Origin of the sequence: Streptomyces sp. CB01249, from assembly GCF_001905735.1 — a bacterium.
In the GTDB taxonomy this organism is placed as follows: Bacteria; Actinomycetota; Actinomycetes; order Streptomycetales; family Streptomycetaceae; genus Streptomyces.
Window position 1 is genome coordinate 176,481 of the sequence record NZ_LISW01000005.1, and the last position, 18,649, is coordinate 195,129.

The window sequence follows — 18,649 nt, forward strand, 5'->3', positions numbered from 1 at the left end:
CGCAGGTTCACCTGCGCGATTAGCTCAGCGGGAGAGCGCTTCCCTGACACGGAAGAGGTCACTGGTTCAATCCCAGTATCGCGCACTGTCACGAAGCCCCGGTCGTCTCGGCGACCGGGGCTTCGTCGTGCTCGGTCAGGAGGAGAAGAGCATCCGCCCGAAGCTCTTCTGCCGGTAGTGGCCATGGTGGCCGCCGTGGTGCGGGGCGCCCCAGGCGGGCGCGGGGGCGGAGGGGTAGGCCTGCGGCGGGGCGGCCGGCGGCGGGGCCTGCTGCGTCCACTGGGACTCGATGCGGGTCAGCGTCTCCAGCTCGCCGTAGTCCAGGAATATCCCCCGGCAGCCGCTGCACTGCTCGATCTGAATGCCGTTGCGGTTGTACGTGTGCATCTGTGCGTGGCACTTGGGACACTGCATGTTCGGGCTCACTCCTCGCCGTCGGTTCGCCGTCGCCGGAATGCATGCCCGCCGACGGTCGGTTCACCCTACGACGTGTGCTGGGCCGCCAACTCGGGCGGGAGCGAGGCAATTCGGGCACAGGCGTCGATCATCACCTGTTCCACCTCATCCGGAGCCCGGCCCTCCGCCGACGACTTGGCCCAGGCGAGCGCGGCGGTCTGCACGGTCAGCGCGCGGGCCGGCACGTCGAGGGCGGGCCAGGGGTCGCCGTCGGCCGGTACGGCGGGGCCGCCGCCCGCCCGGTAGGCGTCCAGGAAGCGGAGCCAGACGTCCGGCGGGAGCAGCCCGGCGGCGTACCAGGCGGCGGGGCGCGCGAGGTCCCAGGCGGGGTCGCCGAGGCCCGCGTCGTCGACGTCGATGAGCAGCCAGGGGCCGCGCGGGGCGGGGTGGCGTACGAGCTGGCCCAGGTGGAGGTCTCCGTGGCAGAGGTACGTTCCCCGGTCGGCCGGGGGCGCCGCCTCGCCCCGCGCCCAGCCCGGCAGCCCGCGCCAGGCGGCGAGCACGGGCGCGACGGCCGGGTCGCCGGGGCGGGCGGTGCGCATCCGGGCCACGGCGAGCGCGGCCTTCACGCGCCCGCGCATGGCGGGGAGCGGCCCCGGGACCCCGGTGCGGTGCAGCCGGGCCAGGAGCGCCCCGGCCTCCTCCCAGGGCGCCGCGTCCGGGTCGCCGGGATCGACGGGCTCGCCGTGGGGCCAGAGGGTGACGGGGCGGCCGTCCAACTCGGTGAGGTGGGCGCCGGGCGCCACGGGCAGGGGCGCCAGCAGGATGCCGTCCTGCCCCGGTCCGGCCGCCAGCCGCAGCCGCGCGGCCAGAGCGGCCGTGTCCGTGTCGGCGGCGTGCGCCTTGGCGACGACGGGGCCGCTGCGGACGACGGTCCCGTCCTCGCGTTCGGCGAGCACGGACGGGGGCGGGCAGGCGCGGGGACCGCAGCCGGCCGGGTGGACCGCCCGGTGGGCGAGATCCCCCAGCGCGCGTACGAGTGCGGTGGTCACGGTCTCCCCCGGTGGCGCGGAACGGGCCGGTGGACACGGCCCGGGCAGAGCGTACGCGGAGGGGCGGTGCCGGAGCTCCGGGCCGTGGCGGCCGGAGGGATTCCGCCCCCGGAAAGCGCGATGTCCGGTCAGCTCCCCAGCTGACCGGACAAACGCTGCCGTCCGCCGCACCCCCGTCCCCACGGGGTTGTTGGCCGGATGTCCCGGTCCGGACCGCTCTTCCGGACCCGGGGCGCCGCTCAGCGCCCCAGCATCACGCCCACGGACGACGCCTGTGTGACCACTGCTTCCCAGCCGCCGAAGACGACGACCAGCAGGGCCGCCAGGGGAAGGACCATGGCGGTCGCCACCAGCGGGTGGCGGCGGCCGGACGCGGCGGACGAGCCGCGGGACCGCGTGCGGACCACCGTCCGTGCTGCCGTGTCAGCCATGGTTCCTCTCCTGACCTGATGTGGGGCGACGGGCGTTTGACCTCGGGGGACGAGTGCGACGCCCGCCGCTTGGACTCAACATTAGGGATCCGGGGAGCGGGCGGCGTCATGCCCGCGTACCGAATCCCGGGCCTCCCGGAGGATGAGCCGTGCTCGGTCGGCGTACTCCCCTGGGTGGAGACCGGGCTACGCGGGGTTGGGGTCTTCCCGGAGGGGACGCTCGGAGCCGTCCTCCCTGGGGACCGGTTGTTCGACCAGGGCGAGGACCCTGGTCGCCATGAAGCGGGCCGTGCGCACCACGGACCCGTTCCGGGTGACTTCACTCACTTCGACCACCCCTCGGCGGACCGCGGTCTCCACCCTGCGGCCTGCCCGGGAGGCCACCACCTCGTAGGTCCGGGTGCTGTCCCCGGCGTCCACCACTATCTCGACTCGATCGCCCTTCACTGATCCAATCCCCCTTCTGCGACGGACCTTTGAGATCTCGCACGGGCCGGGTCGCCTGGATCCGCGGCTCCCTGACCACTCCTCAAGTCTCCCACCCGCCACTGACAATCGAATCTCCCCGGAGGGCGCGGCCTCTGAGCACCCCGGGCGGCGGGTACGTAAGCTGTGCCTCGTCAGGCGTACCAGGCAGCGGGGATGGGCAGACATGGCGATGATGCGGCTCCGGCGCGAGGACCCGCGTGTCGTCGGCTCGTTCAGGCTGCACCGGCGGCTCGGGGCCGGCGGGATGGGCGTCGTCTACCTGGGTTCGGACCGGCGGGGCCAGCGCGTCGCGCTGAAGGTGATCCGCCCGGACCTGGCGGAGGATCAGGAGTTCCGTTCGCGGTTCGCGCGCGAGGTGTCCGCCGCCCGGCGGATCCGCGGCGGCTGCACGGCCCGGCTGGTCGCCGCCGATCTGGAGGCGGACCGCCCCTGGTTCGCCACGCAGTACGTTCCGGGGCCTTCGCTGCACGACAAGGTGGCCGAGGAGGGCCCGCTGTCGGCCGCCGAGGTGGCCTCGATCGGGGCGGCGCTCTCCGAGGGCCTGGTCGCGGTGCACGAGGCCGGGGTGGTCCACCGGGACCTGAAGCCGTCGAACATCCTCCTCTCCCCCAAGGGCCCCCGGATCATCGACTTCGGCATCGCCTGGTCGACGGGCGCGTCCACGCTGACGCACGTCGGTACGGCGGTGGGCTCGCCCGGCTTCCTCGCGCCCGAGCAGGTGCGCGGCGCGGCGGTGACGCCCGCGACGGACGTGTTCTCGCTCGGGGCGACGCTGGCGTACGCGGCGATGGCCGACTCGCCCTTCGGGCACGGCAGTTCCGAGGTGATGCTGTATCGCGTGGTGCACGAGGAGCCCCAGCTCTTCGATGTGCACGACGCGCTGGCACCGCTGGTGAGCGCCTGCCTCGCGAAGGACCCGGAGGAGCGGCCGAGCACGCTCCAACTGTCGATGCGGCTCAAGGAGATCGCGGCGCGCGAGGCGCAGGGGCTGCACGAGAGCCGGCCGCCGGTCCAGCGTTCGGCCCAGGAGGCGGACCGCCCGACCGGTCGGCTGGACGGCCCGTACACCGAGCAGCAGACCCGCCGGGCGGCCGGTCCGGCGCCGGGGTCGCGCCCGCAGAACAGGCCGTCGGCGGCACGTTCCGCCCCCGCCCGCACCGGTGGTGGCCGGCCGGTGCAGCAGCCGCCGCGCGGAACGGCGCGTCCGGCCAGGCGTCCGCAGGGCACCAACGGGACGAACGGCAGGCCGGGCACCCGGCCCGGGACCCGGACGACCTCGACGGGGCGGCGCCCGGCCAATCCGAAGCTGCTGCGGCAGCGGCTCGTCGTCTTCGTGGTGGTGACGCTGCTGGTGGCGCTGGGGATCGCGGCGGCGCAGGGCTGCCAGGGTCCGGCCCGGGGGCTGGGCGTGGACCTCGGGCACAGCCGGAGCCAGGGCCAGGTCAGGCCGTAGTTCAGCTCTCCGGACGGCCGGTGGCCACCGCGTAGAAGGCGACCGCGGCCGCCGCGCCGACGTTCAGCGAGTCCACGCCGTGGGCCATCGGGATGCGCACCCACCGGTCGGCGGCGGCGAGGGCCCGGGCGGAGAGCCCGTCGCCCTCGGCGCCGAGCATCAGGGCGACCCGGTCCATCCGGTGCGGCGCCGCCTCCTCGATGCTGACGGCCTTGTCGGCGGGCGTCAGCGCGAGCACCGTGAACCCGGCCTCGCGTACGGTCTCCAACCCCTGCGGCCAGGCGTCGAGGCGGGCGTACGGTACGGAGAAGACCGCGCCCATCGACACCTTGACGGAGCGCCGGTAGAGCGGGTCGGCGCAGTCCGGGGAGAGCAGGACGGCGTCCATCCCGAGGGCGGCGGCGCTGCGGAAGATCGCCCCGATGTTCGTATGGTCGTTGACCGCCTCCATGACGGCCACGCGGCGGGCCGTGCGGAGGAGTTCGGTGGCGGCCGGGAGGGCCTTGCGCTGCATGGAGGCGAGGGCGCCGCGGTGCACGTGGTAGCCGGTGACGCGTTCGGCGAGGTCCGGGGCGACCGTGTGGACGGGGGCGTCGCTCTCCTCGATGACGTCCCGCATCTGGTCGACCCACTTCGCCGAGAGCAACATGGAGCGCATCTCGTACCCGGCCTGCAGGGCGCGGCGGATCACCTTCTCGCCCTCGGCGATGAAGAGGCCCTCCGCGGGCTCCTTCCTGCGCCGGAGTTCCACGTCGGTGAGGCTGACGTAGTCGCTGAGGCGGGGGTCGTCGGGGGTGTCGATGGTGACGGGTTCAGCCACGGTCCGCACCGACTTCCACGACCGCGCCGATCACGATGACGGCGGGCGGGCGGACGTCCTCGGCGGCCACCCGCTCGGCCACCGTGGCGAGGGTCGCGTCCACGCGGCGCTGGGCGGCCGTGGTGCCCTCCTGGACGAGGGCGACCGGGGTCTCGGGCGAGCGGCCGTGCTCCACGAGCGTGCGGGCGATGGCGCCGATCTTGTCGACGGCCATCAGGAGCACCAGGGTGCCGCGCAGCCGGGCGAGGGCGGCCCAGTCGACCAGGGAGCGCTCGTCGTCGGGGGCGACGTGCCCGCTGACCACGGTGAACTCATGGGCGACGCCGCGGTGGGTGACGGGGATGCCGGCCGCGCCGGGGACCGAGATGGAGCTGGAGATGCCGGGCACGACGGTGCACGGGATGCCCTCGGCGGCGAGCGCCTGCGCCTCCTCCATGCCCCGGCCGAAGACGAACGGGTCGCCGCCCTTGAGCCGGACGACCGCCTTGCCGGCCTTGGCGTGCTCGATCAGCGCGTTGTTGATGGCCTCCTGGGCCATGTAGCGGCCGTACGGGATCTTCGCGGCGTCGATGACCTCGACGTGCGGCGGGAGCTCGTCCAGCAGGTCGCGGGGGCCGAGGCGGTCGGCGATGACGACGTCCGCCTCGGCGAGGAGGCGGCGGCCCCGGACGGTGATGAGGTCCGGGTCGCCGGGGCCGCCGCCGACCAGGGCGACGCCGGCGGTCCGGGTGCGGTGGTGCGGGGCGGCGATGCTGCCGTCGCGCAGGCCCTCCACGATCGCGTCGCGGACGGCGGCGGAATGGCGCGGGTCGCGGCCGTGGGCGCCGGCGGTGAGCACGGCGACGGTGACGCCCTCGCTGCGGCCGGTGGCGGGCGTCCAGGCGGTGGCCGCTTCGGCGTCGTCGCTGCGGACGCACCAGGTGCGGGTGCGTTCCGCCTCGGCGGAGGCGGCCTCGTTGGCGGCGTCGTCGTCGGTCGCGATGAGCGCGTACCAGGTGTCGGTGAGGTCGCCGTCGACGTACCCGCGGCGCTCCCAGCGGATCTCGCCGGAATCCGCCATCGCCTCGACGGAGGGGGTGGCGGACGGCGACACGAGGACGATGTCGGCTCCGGCCGCGATGAGGGCGGGGAGGCGGCGCTGCGCGACTTGGCCGCCGCCGACGACGACTACGCGGCGCCCGTTGAGGCGCAGTCCGACGGGGTAGGCGGGGCGATCGGCGTGCGTGGCCATGGTGGTGCGGGCTCCTCGGGGCGGGGCGGAAGCGCGGGCCGCTGCGGCGGTGGAGCGGCGTGGTGGGTGGTGTTCACGATACGGGGTGGCCCGGGGGCCACGGTGTGCGGTGGGCGGGGCGGGGGGCGCCTGCGGCGTGCCTTGTTCCCCTCCCCGCCCCTTCCCGAAACCGGGGCTCCGCCCCGGACCCCGCGCCTCAAACGCCGGCGGGGCTACCTATAAGCCCCTCCGGCGTTTGAGGAGCGGGGGTACGGGGGCAGCGCCCCCGCGACCAGCCGCGCTACTTCTCCGTCACGCCCGCCGAGTCGAACGTCGCCACCTCGTGCATCGCACGCGCGGCACTTTGGACGATCGGCAGCGCCAGCAACGCCCCCGTGCCCTCGCCGAGGCGGAGGTCCAGGTCGACCAGCGGGCGCAGGCCCAGCTTGTTGAGCGCGGCCACGTGGCCCGGCTCCGCGCTGCGGTGGCCGGCGATGCAGGCGGCCAGGGCCTCCGGGGCGATCGCGCGGGCCACCAGGGCCGCCGCGCCCGCGCTGACGCCGTCCAGGATCACCGGCGTACGAAGCGACGCGCCGCCCAGCAGGAAGCCGGCCATCGCTGCGTGCTCCAGGCCGCCGACGGCCGCCAGCACGCCGATCGGGTCCGCCGGGTCCGGCTGGTGGAGTTCCAGGGCGCGCCGCACCACGTCGATCTTGCGGGCGTGCATCTCGTCGTTGATGCCGGTGCCCCGGCCCGTCACCTCGGCCGGGTCCATGCCGGTGTACACGCAGATCAGGGCGGCCGACGCCGTCGTGTTCGCGATGCCCATCTCACCGGTCAGCAGGCCCTTGTTGCCCGCCGCCACCAGGTCGCGGGCGGTCTCGATGCCGACCTCGATCGCCGCGTGGACCTCCTCGCGGGTGAGCGCAGGTCCCGTGGTGAAGTCCGCCGTGCCCGCCCGTACCTTCCGGGGCAGCAGGCCCGGCATCGGGGGCAGTTCCGCGACCGCGCCCACGTCGACCACGCACACCTCGGCGCCCACCTGCGCCGCGAACGCGTTGCACACCGCGCCGCCGCCGAGCATGTTGGCGATCATCTGGCCGGTGACCTCCTGGGGCCACGCCGTGACGCCCTGCGCGTGCACCCCGTGGTCGCCCGCGAACACCGCGACGGCGGCGGGCTCGGGGATCGGCGGCGGGCACATCCGGGAGAGCCCGGCCAGCTGCGCCGAGATGATCTCCAGCATGCCGAGCGCACCGGCCGGCTTCGTCATCCGCTTCTGGCGTTCCCACGCCTCGCCGAGCGCCTTGGCGTCCAGCGGGCGGATGTTGGAGATCGTCTCCTGGAGCAGATCGTGCGGTGCCTCGCCGGGCAGGGCGCGGCGGCCGTACGTCTCCTCGTGGACGACCCACGACAGCGGGCGCCGCTTCGACCAGCCGGCCTGCATCAGCTCCGGGTCCTCGGGGAACTCGTCCACGTACCCCACACAGAGGTACGCCACGATCTCCAGGTGCTCCGGCAGTCCGAGCGCGCGCACCATCTCGCGCTCGTCGAAGAAGCTCACCCAGCCCACGCCCAGGCCCTCGGCGCGTGCCGCCAGCCACAGGTTCTCCACGGCGAGCGCCGACGAGTACGGGGCCATCTGCGGCTGTGTGTGGCGGCCGAGCGTGTGGCGGCCGCCCCGCGTGGGGTCGGCGGTCACGACGATGTTCACCGGGGTGTCGAGGATCGCCTCGATCTTCAGTTCCTTGAACTGCTTCGCCCGCGCCTTCGGCAGCGACTTGGCGTACGCCTCCCGCTGCTGCTGCGCCAGCTCGTGCATCGAGCGGCGCGTCTCGGCGGAGCGGATGACCACGAAGTCCCAGGGCTGCGAGTGGCCCACGCTGGGCGCCGTGTGCGCGGCCTCCAGAACGCGCAGCAGCACCTCGTGCGGGATGGGGTCGCTGCGGAAGCCGTTGCGGATGTCGCGGCGCTCCCGCATGACGCGCAGGACGGCCTCGCGCTCGGCGTCGTCGTAGCCGGGTGCGGGGGGCGTGGCGGGCGCCGCCTCGGGGGCCTGCTCCTGCTGTACGGGCTCGGCCTCGTCGCTCAGGTCCGGGGTCTCGATGACCTCGGGGCCGGCCTCGGCCTCCGGCTCGGGTGCGGCGGCGGGGGCCTCGGGCTGTATCGGCTGTTCGGCGACCGGGGCGATGGCCTCCGGCTCGGGAACGGGGGCGGCTTCCGGCTCGGGGGCCGGGGCGGGCTCGACCGCGGCCTCGGGGGCCGGGGCGGGCTCCTCCACCGCGACGGGCTGCGGCTCGGGGGCCGGTACGGGTTCTGCCACCGCTACGGGCTCCGGTTCGGCGGCCGGTACGGGCTGCGGCTCGGGGACCGCCACGGGCTCCACCACGGCGACGGGCTCCGGCTGCGGCTCGGGGACCGCCACGGGCTGCGGCTCAGGGGCCTGTACGGGCTCCGCCACGGCCACCGGCTCCGGCTCCACGGCCGGAACGGGCTCCGGCTCGGCCGCCTGCACGGGCTCCGCCACCGGCTCGGCGGCCGGTACGGGCTCCGGTTCGGCGGCCGGTACGGGCTGCGCCTCGGGGGCCGCCACGGGCTCCGCCACGGCGACGGGCTCCGGCGCGACGACCTGGGCGGGCTCCTCCACGGCCACCGGCTCGGGCTCCGCCACCGGCTGCTCGGCGACCGGTGCCACGGGCTCCTGCACCTCGGGGGCCGGTTCCGGTGCGGGGGCCGGTGCCTCGGTCGCCGGGGCCACGGGCGCGGGCTCCGCGACGGGCTCCTCCGGCGCCGCCGGGGCCGTCCACTGGTGGGCGGTCTGCGGCGGGATCTCGCCCAGCTGGGGGCCCGGGAGGGGCTGGTCCGCGGGCTGCGGGTCGAAGTACTCGGGTTCGGCCGTGGCCGGGCCCGCGTGGCGGGCGGGGGGCGCCCCGGCCGGGCCGCGGTCGGCGAGGGACCGGACCACGCCGGCCCCCGACGTACCGCCGTAGGACGGCTCGGGCGAGGCCGGGCCGCGGTGCAGCGGGCGGCGCGCGGGGGGCTGCGCGGCGGGGGCGGGGATGCGGACGGCGCCGAGGTCGACGGAGCCGGAGTCGCGGCCTCCGGACTCGTGCGCGCCGGGCCCGGTCTCGGGCAGCGGCGCGGCGGCGGCCTGGTGCATCGCGTACGCGGGGGCCTGCTCCTGGAGCTGGACGGGCCCCTGGGCGTGCGCCGGGTCGGCGGGCTGGGGGTGGAAGAGCGGCTGGTACGCGCCCTGCGAGGCGGGGTCCGCGTAGGGGTCCGTCGCCGGTGCCGTCGGCTGGGGTTCGCCCCAGGCGCCCTGGGCGCTCGGCATCAGGAGGAGGTCGTCGTCCTCGGGGGTGTGCGCGGAGGGTTCGAGGTAGGTGTAGGAGTCAGGCGCGGGGACGCCCGGCTGCTCCACCGTGCCCGCGTTCTCCGGCAGTCCCTCGCCCGGGATCCGGCCGGTGTCACTCATGCGTTCCCCTCGCCCATCGTCAGTGCTCCTTCGGCCCTTCGCCCGGGACGCCCGGACACGGCACGCGGTGCTCGTCCGGTGGAACGAGCGGGCGCGCCGCGCGGCACGAATCGGTCGCGGACATCCTGCATTCTCGCGGTCGTTCGCCGCCGCGGCAGCTCATTTCGCCACGGCCCGCTGTGGACTGCGCCACGTTGCGCGTCCCAGGGTTCTGCCGTACCACAACGGGGACCAAAACGGTCCCCTTTTCCGGACATTGACGAACGAAGCGACGAACGTCCGGGAGCGGTGCGACGATCGGCCAGCCTACCTCGCACCGCTTGCCGACGGGTCAGGGGGCAAGGTCCGAACGAAGTGCGGAAAGCAGAAAGACGACCGTGCGTTCGCGCTCCGACCAGGCGGTCGTGTCGAGTTCGACGGACTGGAGGAGCGAGCAGTCGACCGTGTAGCCGTTTCCGGCCAGTGCGGCACCCAGTGCCTCGGCCTCGTCGCGGGTGGAGGCGTGTGTGACGATCCGCTCCGGGCGACGGTCCGCGACGGCGGTGGCGACGGGGACACCGCCGCCTCCGATGCGTACGACGTCGGGTTCGGGCAGCCGTTCCAGTACGTGCGGGGCGCGGCCCTCGACCACCTGGAGCTGGACGCCGAAGGCGCGGGCGGCGGCCGTGGTGCGGGCGCAGGCGTCGGGGTCGCTGTCCACGGCCAGGACCGCCGCGCCGAAGCGGGCCGCCTCGACGGCCAGCGCGCCGCCCCCGGAGCCGATGTCCCAGACGAGGTCGCCGGTGCGGGGGCCGAGGTGGGCGAGCTGGGCGGCGCGCAGGACGGGGCCCTCGCCCTCGCCGCTCTCCCCCGCCGGGCGGGCGCCGGGGTCCGGGTAGGCGCCGGCGGGCAGGGCCCATCCCCGTACGCCCTGCGGGTAGGCGGGGTGGCGGCCGGCGATCCAGGCGCCCTCGGCCTGCTGTTCGGGGCCGCCGCCGATGACGATGACGACGTTGGGGTCGCGCCAGACGTGGTCGGCGGCGGTGTCCGAGGTGACGACGGTGACCTGTTCGCGGTCGGTGCCCAGTTCCTCGCAGATGACGAACGTGCGGTGGACGCCTTCGAGGAGCAGGGCCAGTTCGGCGGGTCCGGCGCCGGGCGAGGTGAGGACGGCGACCTTGTGGTGGGCGCGGCAGACGTTCACGGCGCGGCGCAGGGTGCGGGGGTGGGCGACGACCGTCTGGGCGTCCTCCCAGGGCATGCCGGCGCGGGCGAAGGCGGTGGCGACGGAGGAGACGGCCGGGACGACCTCGACCTCCAGGCCGTGCTGCGGGGCGCGCAGGGTGCGGACGACGCCGAAGAAGCCGGGGTCGCCGTCGGCGAGGACGACGGCGCTGCCGCGGTGGCCCGCGATGCGGCGGGCCGCGAGGTCGACGGAGCCGAGGCGGATGCGTTCGGCGCTCCGGGGGACTTCGGGCAGCGCGAGGTGGTGGGCGGCTCCGGCGACCAGGGTCGCGGCCGAGAGCGCTGCGGTGGCCGCTCTGGTCAGCGGCGAACCGTCCCAGCCGATCACTGTGACCCGGTCGGCCATCTTGGTGTCATTCTCCTGGAGTCGTCGCAGGCGGGGCGGGTTGCCCGGGAGCAGGCAGGGTGAGGTTACCGGGTCGCCTCCCACGGGGCACCGGGGCCCCGTCGCCGGTCAGTTCCAGTCGTTGTAGGTGCCGTAGCCGCCGGCGTCGGCGAGCTGTTCGGCGACGCCTTCGAGGTCTTCGGGGAGCAGGCCCCAGACGATGAGGTCGGTGCGGATGTCGGTCCACCCGCCGTCCTCGGTCTGGGAACGCGCTATGCGGGCGTTGCGCAGGACGCCCTCGCTGATGCAGCCGAGTTTCTGGGCGACCTGCTGGGAGGCGGTGTTGTCGGCGGCGGTGCGCAGTTCGATGCGCTCGAAGCCCTGGTCGCGGAAGAGCCACTGGGCGACGGCGAGCACGGACTCGGTGGCGTAGCCCTCGCCGCGGGCCCAGGGTGCGGTGATGTAGTCGGCCTCGGTGGACAGGGTGCGCCAGTCGGTGTTGTGGAGCCGTACGGAGCCGACGAGGCGCTGGGTGAGGAACTCGGTGACGGCCAGGGCGATCCCGTCGCCCTTGGTGCGGTGTGCCGGAGCGATTCTGCGCACCCACCGTTCGGCGTCGACCTGGGTGTAGGGGTGGGGGGCGTCGGTCCAGGCGGTGACCAGTTCGTCGTTCATCATCTCGATGTACGCGGGGAGGTCCGCCATGTCGAATGGGCGCATCACCAGCCGGTCCGTGCTGATGGAGATGTCCGGGAAGGTGGAAGTCATGCGCAGCTCCATGCCGAAGACCGTGTAAATGCACAGCATGCAGCATCGCGGGGGGCGCGTGCATGGCCGGGTGGGTACGGCGGAGCCCCGCACCCCCCGGGCGGGGTGTGCGGGGCTCCTGGCGCAAGTGCCGCGTACGGGTCAGGACTTGGCGTCACCGAAGGCCGGGACGACCGAGCCCTGGTAGGTGTCCTCGATGAACTTCTTGACCTCGTCGGAGTGGAGGAGCTTCACGAGCTTCTGGACGCGGGGGTCCTTCTCGTTGCCCTTCTTCACGGCGATGATGTTGGCGTACGGGTTGCCGTCGGCCTTCTCCAGGACGAGGGCGTCCTTCGCGGGCTTGAGCTTGGCCTCGATGGCGTAGTTGCCGTTGATGACGGCGGCGTCCACGTCGTTGAGGGCGCGCGGGACCGTGGCGGCCTCCAGCTCCTTGAACTCCAGGCCCTTCTTGTCGGTGATGTCGCTCAGCTTGGCGCTGGTGCCGACGCCGGACTTGAGGGTGATGAGGCCGTTCTCGGCGAGCAGCTGGAGCGCGCGGCCCTCGTTGGTGGTGTCGTTGGGGACGGCGATGGTCTGGCCGGCCTTGATGGCGTCGAGGCTCTTGACCTTCTTGGAGTAGAGGCCGAGGGGCTCCAGGTGGACGGTGCCGACGGAGACCAGGTGGGTGTTGTTCTTCTGGTTGAAGTCGTCCAGGTAGGGCTGGTGCTGGAAGAAGTTGGCGTCGACCTGGCCGGTCTCGGTGGCGGTGTTCGGCAGGACGTAGTCCGTGAACTCCTTGACCTCCAGCTTGAGCCCGGCCTTCTCGGCGAGGTTCTTCTTGACGAAGCCGAGGATGTCGGCGTGCGGCGTCGGGGACGCGGCGACGACAAGGGTCTTGGAGGTGTCGGTGTTGCCGCCGCTCTTGGCGGACGGGTCGGAGTCCGTGCCGCAGGCGGTGAGGCCGAGGGCGAGGGCGGTGGTGGCCGCGGCGGCGGCGGTGATCTTGATGCTGGTACGCACGAAAAGTGCCTCTTTCAGGTGGTGATGGTGGAGCGCCCGGACAAGGAGTGCGGGCTTGGTGGGGAAGGGAAGTCAGGAGGTGCGGCCCCGGCGGGCCAGCAGGCGGCCGGCGAGGTCGCCGATCAGCTGGACGAGGGTCACGATGACGATCAGGAGCGCGACCGTGATCAGCATGAAGCGGTTGTCGAAGCGCTGGAATCCGTAGGTGACGGCCTTGGAGCCGAGCCCTTCGCCGCCGACCGCGCCGGCCATCGCGGAGTAGCCGATGAGCACGATGACGGTGGTGGTGATCCCCGAGACCAGGGACGGCAGGGCCTGCGGGAGCAGCACCTTGCGGACGATCGTCGGGATCGATCCGCCCATCGACTGGACGGCCTCCACGAGCCCGTGGTCGACCTCGCGCACCGCCGTCTCGACCAGCCGGGCGAAGAACGGGATGGCGCCGACGGCGAGCGGCACGATCATCGCGGTGGGGCCGATGAAGGTGCCGACGACCCAGGTGGTGAACGGGATCAGGGCGATCAGCAGGATGATGAACGGCAGCGAGCGGCCGATGTTCACGATCACGCCGACGACCTTGTTCACCGGGGTGTTCTGGAGCAGTCCGCCCTTGTCGGTGAGGACGAGCAGGACGCCGAGGGGCAGTCCGACCAGGACGGTGACGAGGGCGGACCAGAGCACCATGTAGAGGGTGTCGACGGTGCCCTGCGTCAGCAGCGGCTGCATTTCGGACCAGGTCACTTCGCCACCTCCTTGGTGAGCGGTGCGGGGACGGACACGGGGGCGGCGTCTGCGCCATCGACGAGCTCGGCCTGGAGGCCCTGTTCGCGGAGGAAGCCGATCGGGACGACGTTCTCCTCGAACCGGCCGGGCAGTTCGATGCGCATGCGGCCGATCTGCCGGCCGCCGACGGTGTCCATGGCGGCGCCGAGGATCGAGATGTCGATGTTGTACGTACGGGAGAGCTGCGAGATCACCGGGCGGGCGGCGGCCTCGCCGTGGAAGGTGACGTCCACGACGGTGCGGTCGGGCGCGGAGGCGGTGCCGCCGACGGGGAACAGCTCGTGGGCCAGTTCGGAGCCGGGGGTGGCGAGCAGTTCGCCGACGGTGCCGGACTCGACCACCCGGCCTCCCCGCATCAGCGCGGCGGAGTCGCAGATGGTCTTGACGACGTCCATCTCGTGCGTGATGAGCAGGACGGTGAGCCCGAGCTGCTGGTTGAGGTCGCGCAGGAGCTGGAGGATGGAGCGGGTGGTCTCGGGGTCCAGGGCGGAGGTCGCCTCGTCGGACAGGAGCACCTTGGGGTCGCCGGCGAGGGCGCGGGCGATGCCGACGCGCTGCTTCTGGCCGCCGGAGAGCTGGCCCGGGTAGGACTTGGCCTTGTCGGCGAGGCCGACCAGGTCGAGGAGTTCGAGGGCCTTGCGGGTGCGTTCGCGGCCGGTGACGCCGAGGATCTCCAGGGGGAGTTCGACGTTGCGCTGCACGGTGCGGGAGGCCAGCAGGTTGAAGTGCTGGAAGACCATGCCGATGCGGCTGCGTGCCTCGCGCAGCTCCTTGCCGGCCCGGCGGCCCCGGCCCGCGAGGGCGGTGAGGTCCTGGCCGGCCACGGTCACGGTGCCGGAGGTGGGGCGTTCCAGGAGGTTGACGCAGCGGATGAGGGACGACTTGCCGGCGCCGCTGCGGCCGATGACGCCGTACACCTCGCCCTCGCGTACGTGCAGGTCGACGCCGTCCAGGGCGGTGACCTCGCGGTCGCGCGAACGGTAGACCTTCGTGAGGCCCGTCGTGGTGATCACAGGGGTTTCCGTCACTGTCGAGTGCGCGGCGCGGTGTCCGCCGGGCACGGGGCATGCGTCCGGGGGTGATCCGGACGATTTCGATCGGACGTTCCGAGCGGATTCCCGGGGCGTCCGGGCGCGGCGGTCACCGCGGGCCGGGCCCGTACGGGCGGCCGGGAAGGATCTCGCTTCGGGGCGCGAGGCTCGGTCGTGGGCCCTCAGAAGGCGCGCATTCGACCCATACAACGAGCACCGGGCGTCGTGATCGCCTCGGTCGCAAGGATGCGGCTGCTCGTCGTGGTCATGGGCACAAGTAAAACAGACGTGAGTTCACCACCGGACCGGTTGTCCGGATAGCGGACAGTCATGGATGGGGTGCTGCGACGGTCTCGTATCGGCCGAAACTTTCCAGCCATACGGCTCTGACCTGCGGTGATGCACCCGTGGTGGCCCCGGCTCCGCCACTCCCCCGGCACCCGGGAGCAGCGCGCCCTGTGGTCAAGGCCACGATCCCCGGCGAACCGGGGGCGAGGGCGGCGGGCCCGGCGCGCCGTAATACCCTCGGCTCATGCTCGACGCCCTGACGGTCGCGGTCGCCGTGGCCGCCCTCGCCCTCGCCGCCTGGTGCGGATACGCCGCCTACCGGGACCAGCCCACCAAGGACTGGCACTTCATCGGCATGGCCGTCGTCTCGCTGCTGGCCCTGGCGCAGCTGGTGACGGGGATCGTGCAGCTGGCCCGGGGCGAGCGGCCCGAGCAGGGCATGACCATCTTCATCGCGTACCTCGCCGGGGCGTTCCTCGCCGTACCGGCGGCGGGGTTCCTGTCGCTGAGCGAGCGGACCCGCTGGGGCTCGGTGACGGTGGCGGCGGGCGCGGTCGTCCTGGCCGTCCTCGAAGTACGGCTCTACGACATCTGGGGAAGCTGACCGTGACCGACACCGACACCACGCAGGCGACGGCCGGCGAGAAGCGGCCCTTCGACCTCGGCACCGGTCCCGGCCGGGTCCTCGTCTGGTTCTACGGCGTGTTCACCGTGGCGGCGGCGTCCCGTTCGATCGTCCAGATGATCCTGGACTTCGGCCGCGCGCCCCTGGCCTACGTGCTGTCGGCGGTCGCCGCGCTCGTCTACGGCTTCATCACGTACTCGCTGGTGCGCGGCGGTGAGCGGGCGCGCCGGACGGCGCTGGTGTGCTGCGCCGCCGAGCTGGCCGGGGTGCTGATCGTGGGGACGTGGACGCTGGTGGAGCCGTCCGCGTTCGCCGACGCGACCGTGTGGTCGTACTGCGGCCGGGACTACCTGTTCATCCCGGTGATCCTGCCGGTGACCGGGATGATGTGGCTGCGCCGCGCCCGGACCGCGTAACGGCGGGGCGCGGCACCCGTACCCCTAGGCGCTTGCCACGTACGCGGCCGGCGCCGGGGCCTCCTTCTCCAGCAGGATCATCATGACCCCGTCGTTGCCCGGGGCGTTGCCCACGGCGGCGTAGCCCGCGCGCTGGTAGAGCCTCAGGTTGCCCTCGCTGCGGTGGCCGGTGTGCAGCCGGAAGCGGGTGGCGGCGCGCTCGTCGGCGAGGCCGGACTCCGCCGCGCGCAGCAGCCGGGCGCCGAGGCCGTGGCCCCGCAGGCGGGGGTGGACGCAGAGCCTGCCGATCTGGCCGGTGCCCTCCTCGTCGGTCGAGCCCCGCACCGAGCCGACGACCTCGTCGCCGAGGCGCGCCACGTAGACCAGGTTCTCCGCGATCTCGGCGCGCACCGAGTCGAGGGTCTGGACGAGCGGGTCGATGCGGTAATTGCCGTACAACTCCGCCTCGCTCTGGAAACAGAGGTACTGCAGCTTCAGAATCTCTTCGGCGTCCCGCACGTCCGCCGCCGAGATGGTCACGCTCATGCCCATGTGCGCATGCCTCCCGCTCACCTGATCCGCCGGTTGTCTCCCGCTCCTTTCCCACGGTTCAGGAGCGACAACCTCCGCCGCGAGCATTCTGCGCAGACATCCAAGGCATCGGGAACGGATGGGGCCCAAACTCCCCTGTGACATAGCCAACTCCCCTGCGATGTGACGGAAGCGGGGGGCTGACGGGGAGTCGGGCCCGCCGCGTTACCTCGTCGCCTTCTTCGCCGTGAAGTCCGCCGCCGCGAGCAGGGCGGTGTCCGGGTTGTCGGAGAAGATGCCGTCGATCCCGGTCGCGAAGTACGCGGAGAACGCGCCGAACGCGTCCCCGTATGCGTTGGGATCGCTGCCGCGCCGGAAGTCGGCGGGCAGGAAGGTGTTCTCGTTGCGCATCGTGTACGGGTGGAGGACGAGGCCCTGCGCGTGGGCGTCGCGCACCAGGGTCGTGGGCTCGGTGAGCCGGCCGGCGGCGTCCTTGGGGATGATCAGGTCCAGGGTGGGACCGATGCCCTGTGCGAAGGAGGCCATCCACTTCAGGCCGGCCGGCTTCACCAGGTCGTCCGTGGTGCGCGGGTCGCCGGACACCTCGAAGTCCCAGGGCTTGGTGCCCGTGCCGGAGAGCAGGACGATGCGCGGGGTCGCGACGAGCCGGGCCAGCCGCTGGACGCTGCCGGGCTCGAACGACTGGAGGATCACCGGGGACTGGGCGCGGTGGCGTCCGTACCGGCGCAGCAGCTTGGCGAGCGGTTCCTCCAGGCCGAGCCCGAGGCCCCGGAAGTAGGTGGGGTGCTTGGTCTCGACGTACAGCCAGACGGGCTTGCCGCGGCGGCGGCCCTCGCGGTCGGCCCAGCGCAGGACCTCCTCGAAGGTGGGGATCTCCCAGCGGCCGTCGTACAGCGTGTTCTTCTGGCGGTTGGCCGGGATGCGCTCCTTGGCGCGGAGCGTCTTGAGCTCGGCGAGGGTGAAGTCCTCGGTGAACCAGCCGGTGAGGGAGACGCCGTCGACGCTCTTGGTGGTCCTGCGGTTCGCGAACTCGGGGTGCGCGGAGACGTCGGTGGTGGCGGTGATGTCGTTCTCGTGGCGGCAGACGAGGTGGCCGTCGCGGGTGGGGACGAGGTCCTGCTCGATGATGTGCGCGCCCATGTCCAGGGCGAGCTGGTAGGAGCCCAGCGTGTGTTCGGGGCGGTAGCCGCTGGTGCCCCGGTGGCCGATGACCGTGGGGACGGGCAGGTCGAGGCGGTGGCCGCCGTGGTCCCCGTGTCCGCCGTTGCGGTCGGCCGCCTGCGCCGTTGTGGTGACGCCCAGGGCGGCGGTTCCGAGGACGGCGGCCCCCGCCCCGATGACGGTCCGGCGTCCCGGCGCGGCCTGCGCACGCTCTGTCATGAATGCTCCTCGCATGTGATGTACGGCACCTGTCGAGCGAGGATCGAGCGTAGGCAGGGGTACGGTCCTGAGGGCGGCACCTGGACGAACATGGCGCGAACACATGTCAACACGGCGTATCCGGTGTGTGAACCCGATGTGCGATCGGCCGGTACCCGCGAGTATCGTCCTCACCTGCATGGACCTTTACAATCCGTCGCCCCGGCCGGCCCGGCCACTACACCGGAGGAAGCGTTGTCCCGTCTCGCACTCATCAAGGCAGTGCTCGGACCGATCCTGCGCCTGATGTTCCGTCCCCGGATGGAGGGCATCGAGAACATTCCGGGCAGCGGGCCGGTGATCCTGGCGGGCAACCACCTGACGTTCATCGACTCGATGATCATGCCGATCTGCTGCGACCGTCCGGTCTACTTCATCGGCAAGGACGAGTACGTGACGGGCAAGGGGCTCAAGGGCCGCCTGATGGCCTGGTTCTTCACGGGCGTCGGCATGATCCCGGTGGACCGGGACGGCGGGCGCGGCGGTGTCGCGGCGCTGATGACGGGGCGCCGGATCCTCGAAGAGGGCAAGGCGTTCGCGATCTACCCCGAGGGCACCCGCTCCCCCGACGGCCGCCTGTACCGGGGCCGTACGGGCATCGCGCGGCTGACGCTGATGACGGGCGCGCCGGTGGTGCCGTTCGCGATGATCGGCACGGACAAGCTCCAGCCGGGCGGCTCCGGTCTGCCCCGTCCGGGCAAGGTGACGGTGCGCTTCGGTGAGCCGATGGAGTTCTCGCGCTACGAGGGCATGGACCGCGACCGCTACGTGCTGCGCGCGGTGACCGACTCCGTGATGGCCGAGGTGATGCGGCTGTCCGGCCAGGAGTACGTGGACATGTACGCGACCAAGGCGAAGGCCGCCTGATTCGCTGACGCATACGTGAGGGCCCGCCCCCGGTCCGGGGGCGGGCC

The 18,649-nt window shown here is 73.1% G+C and carries 18 protein-coding genes and 1 tRNA gene; 5 read left to right on the top strand and 14 right to left on the bottom strand.

Annotation, left to right across the window (positions count from 1 at the left end; all coding sequences use genetic code 11):
* Positions 1 to 13 precede the first annotated feature (13 nt).
* Positions 14 to 85 (top strand) — tRNA-Val (locus tag AMK18_RS23450).
* Between the two features lie 50 nt (positions 86 to 135).
* On the opposite strand, the gene AMK18_RS23455 is transcribed toward AMK18_RS23450, so the two are convergent.
* The 4 genes from AMK18_RS23455 to AMK18_RS23470 all read right to left on the bottom strand — a co-directional run bounded on the left by AMK18_RS23455 (position 136) and on the right by AMK18_RS23470 (position 2,326).
* On the bottom strand, positions 136 to 414 hold the full coding sequence (locus AMK18_RS23455; protein ID WP_026171619.1) for a TFIIB-type zinc ribbon-containing protein: 279 nt from the start codon (positions 412 to 414) through the stop codon (positions 136 to 138).
* 68 nt (positions 415 to 482) lie between these two features.
* Complete coding sequence (locus tag AMK18_RS23460; protein WP_073864381.1) at positions 483 to 1,448, bottom strand: phosphotransferase enzyme family protein; 966 nt, start codon at positions 1,446 to 1,448, stop codon at positions 483 to 485.
* A 239-nt stretch (positions 1,449 to 1,687) separates the two neighbouring features.
* Positions 1,688 to 1,879: a hypothetical protein gene (locus AMK18_RS23465; protein WP_026171618.1), complete on the bottom strand. Its 192-nt coding sequence runs from the start codon at positions 1,877 to 1,879 to the stop codon at positions 1,688 to 1,690.
* Positions 1,880 to 2,065: 186 nt separating this feature from the next.
* Positions 2,066 to 2,326: a hypothetical protein gene (locus tag AMK18_RS23470; RefSeq protein WP_018103843.1), complete on the bottom strand. Its 261-nt coding sequence runs from the start codon at positions 2,324 to 2,326 to the stop codon at positions 2,066 to 2,068.
* A 205-nt stretch (positions 2,327 to 2,531) separates the two neighbouring features.
* On the opposite strand from AMK18_RS23470, the gene AMK18_RS23475 reads away from it, so the two are divergent.
* A complete protein-coding gene (locus tag AMK18_RS23475) occupies positions 2,532 to 3,821 on the top strand; it encodes a serine/threonine-protein kinase (protein WP_073864383.1) in 1,290 nt (429 codons plus the stop codon).
* 1 nt (position 3,822) lies between these two features.
* Here the strand turns inward: AMK18_RS23475 and AMK18_RS23480 are convergent, their stop codons facing one another.
* The 8 genes from AMK18_RS23480 to AMK18_RS23515 all read right to left on the bottom strand — a co-directional run bounded on the left by AMK18_RS23480 (position 3,823) and on the right by AMK18_RS23515 (position 14,438).
* Positions 3,823 to 4,641, bottom strand: a complete 819-nt coding sequence (locus tag AMK18_RS23480; RefSeq protein ID WP_073864556.1) for a TrmH family RNA methyltransferase — start codon at positions 4,639 to 4,641, stop codon at positions 3,823 to 3,825.
* Complete coding sequence (gene cobA, locus AMK18_RS23485) at positions 4,634 to 5,872, bottom strand: uroporphyrinogen-III C-methyltransferase (RefSeq protein WP_073864387.1); 1,239 nt, start codon at positions 5,870 to 5,872, stop codon at positions 4,634 to 4,636. The genes AMK18_RS23480 and cobA overlap by 8 nt, the downstream gene beginning before the upstream one ends.
* Before the next feature lie 280 nt (positions 5,873 to 6,152).
* The gene (gene cobT, locus AMK18_RS23490) at positions 6,153 to 9,326 is read right to left on the bottom strand and encodes a nicotinate-nucleotide--dimethylbenzimidazole phosphoribosyltransferase (RefSeq protein ID WP_073864388.1); all 3,174 of its coding nucleotides are present in this window, start codon (positions 9,324 to 9,326) and stop codon (positions 6,153 to 6,155) included.
* A 331-nt stretch (positions 9,327 to 9,657) separates the two neighbouring features.
* On the bottom strand, positions 9,658 to 10,896 hold the full coding sequence (gene cbiE, locus AMK18_RS23495; protein ID WP_018103838.1) for a precorrin-6y C5,15-methyltransferase (decarboxylating) subunit CbiE: 1,239 nt from the start codon (positions 10,894 to 10,896) through the stop codon (positions 9,658 to 9,660).
* A 108-nt stretch (positions 10,897 to 11,004) separates the two neighbouring features.
* Entirely contained in the window at positions 11,005 to 11,682 is a 678-nt protein-coding gene (locus AMK18_RS23500; RefSeq protein WP_073864390.1) for a GNAT family N-acetyltransferase, read from the bottom strand.
* A 102-nt stretch (positions 11,683 to 11,784) separates the two neighbouring features.
* Positions 11,785 to 12,642, bottom strand: coding sequence for a MetQ/NlpA family ABC transporter substrate-binding protein (locus AMK18_RS23505; protein WP_018103836.1), 858 nt, complete (start codon positions 12,640 to 12,642; stop codon positions 11,785 to 11,787).
* A 72-nt stretch (positions 12,643 to 12,714) separates the two neighbouring features.
* Entirely contained in the window at positions 12,715 to 13,383 is a 669-nt protein-coding gene (locus AMK18_RS23510; protein WP_018103835.1) for a methionine ABC transporter permease, read from the bottom strand.
* A complete protein-coding gene (locus AMK18_RS23515; RefSeq protein ID WP_018103834.1) occupies positions 13,380 to 14,438 on the bottom strand; it encodes a methionine ABC transporter ATP-binding protein in 1,059 nt (352 codons plus the stop codon). Before AMK18_RS23515 ends, AMK18_RS23510 begins: the two co-directional genes overlap by 4 nt.
* A 550-nt stretch (positions 14,439 to 14,988) precedes the next feature.
* Here AMK18_RS23515 and AMK18_RS23520 point away from each other — a divergent pair.
* Entirely contained in the window at positions 14,989 to 15,348 is a 360-nt protein-coding gene (locus AMK18_RS23520; RefSeq protein ID WP_018103833.1) for a hypothetical protein, read from the top strand.
* Between the two features lie 2 nt (positions 15,349 to 15,350).
* Positions 15,351 to 15,785: a hypothetical protein gene (locus AMK18_RS23525; protein WP_018103832.1), complete on the top strand. Its 435-nt coding sequence runs from the start codon at positions 15,351 to 15,353 to the stop codon at positions 15,783 to 15,785.
* A 24-nt stretch (positions 15,786 to 15,809) separates the two neighbouring features.
* On the opposite strand, the gene AMK18_RS23530 is transcribed toward AMK18_RS23525, so the two are convergent.
* Both AMK18_RS23530 and AMK18_RS23535 read right to left on the bottom strand, forming a co-directional pair.
* Complete coding sequence (locus AMK18_RS23530) at positions 15,810 to 16,316, bottom strand: GNAT family N-acetyltransferase (RefSeq protein ID WP_018103831.1); 507 nt, start codon at positions 16,314 to 16,316, stop codon at positions 15,810 to 15,812.
* 204 nt (positions 16,317 to 16,520) lie between these two features.
* Entirely contained in the window at positions 16,521 to 17,696 is a 1,176-nt protein-coding gene (locus tag AMK18_RS23535; RefSeq protein WP_073864391.1) for a glycerophosphodiester phosphodiesterase, read from the bottom strand.
* A 234-nt stretch (positions 17,697 to 17,930) separates the two neighbouring features.
* Here AMK18_RS23535 and AMK18_RS23540 point away from each other — a divergent pair, with 234 nt between their 5' ends.
* The gene (locus AMK18_RS23540) at positions 17,931 to 18,602 is read left to right on the top strand and encodes a lysophospholipid acyltransferase family protein (protein WP_026171616.1); all 672 of its coding nucleotides are present in this window, start codon (positions 17,931 to 17,933) and stop codon (positions 18,600 to 18,602) included.
* Positions 18,603 to 18,649: the final 47 nt, after the last annotated feature.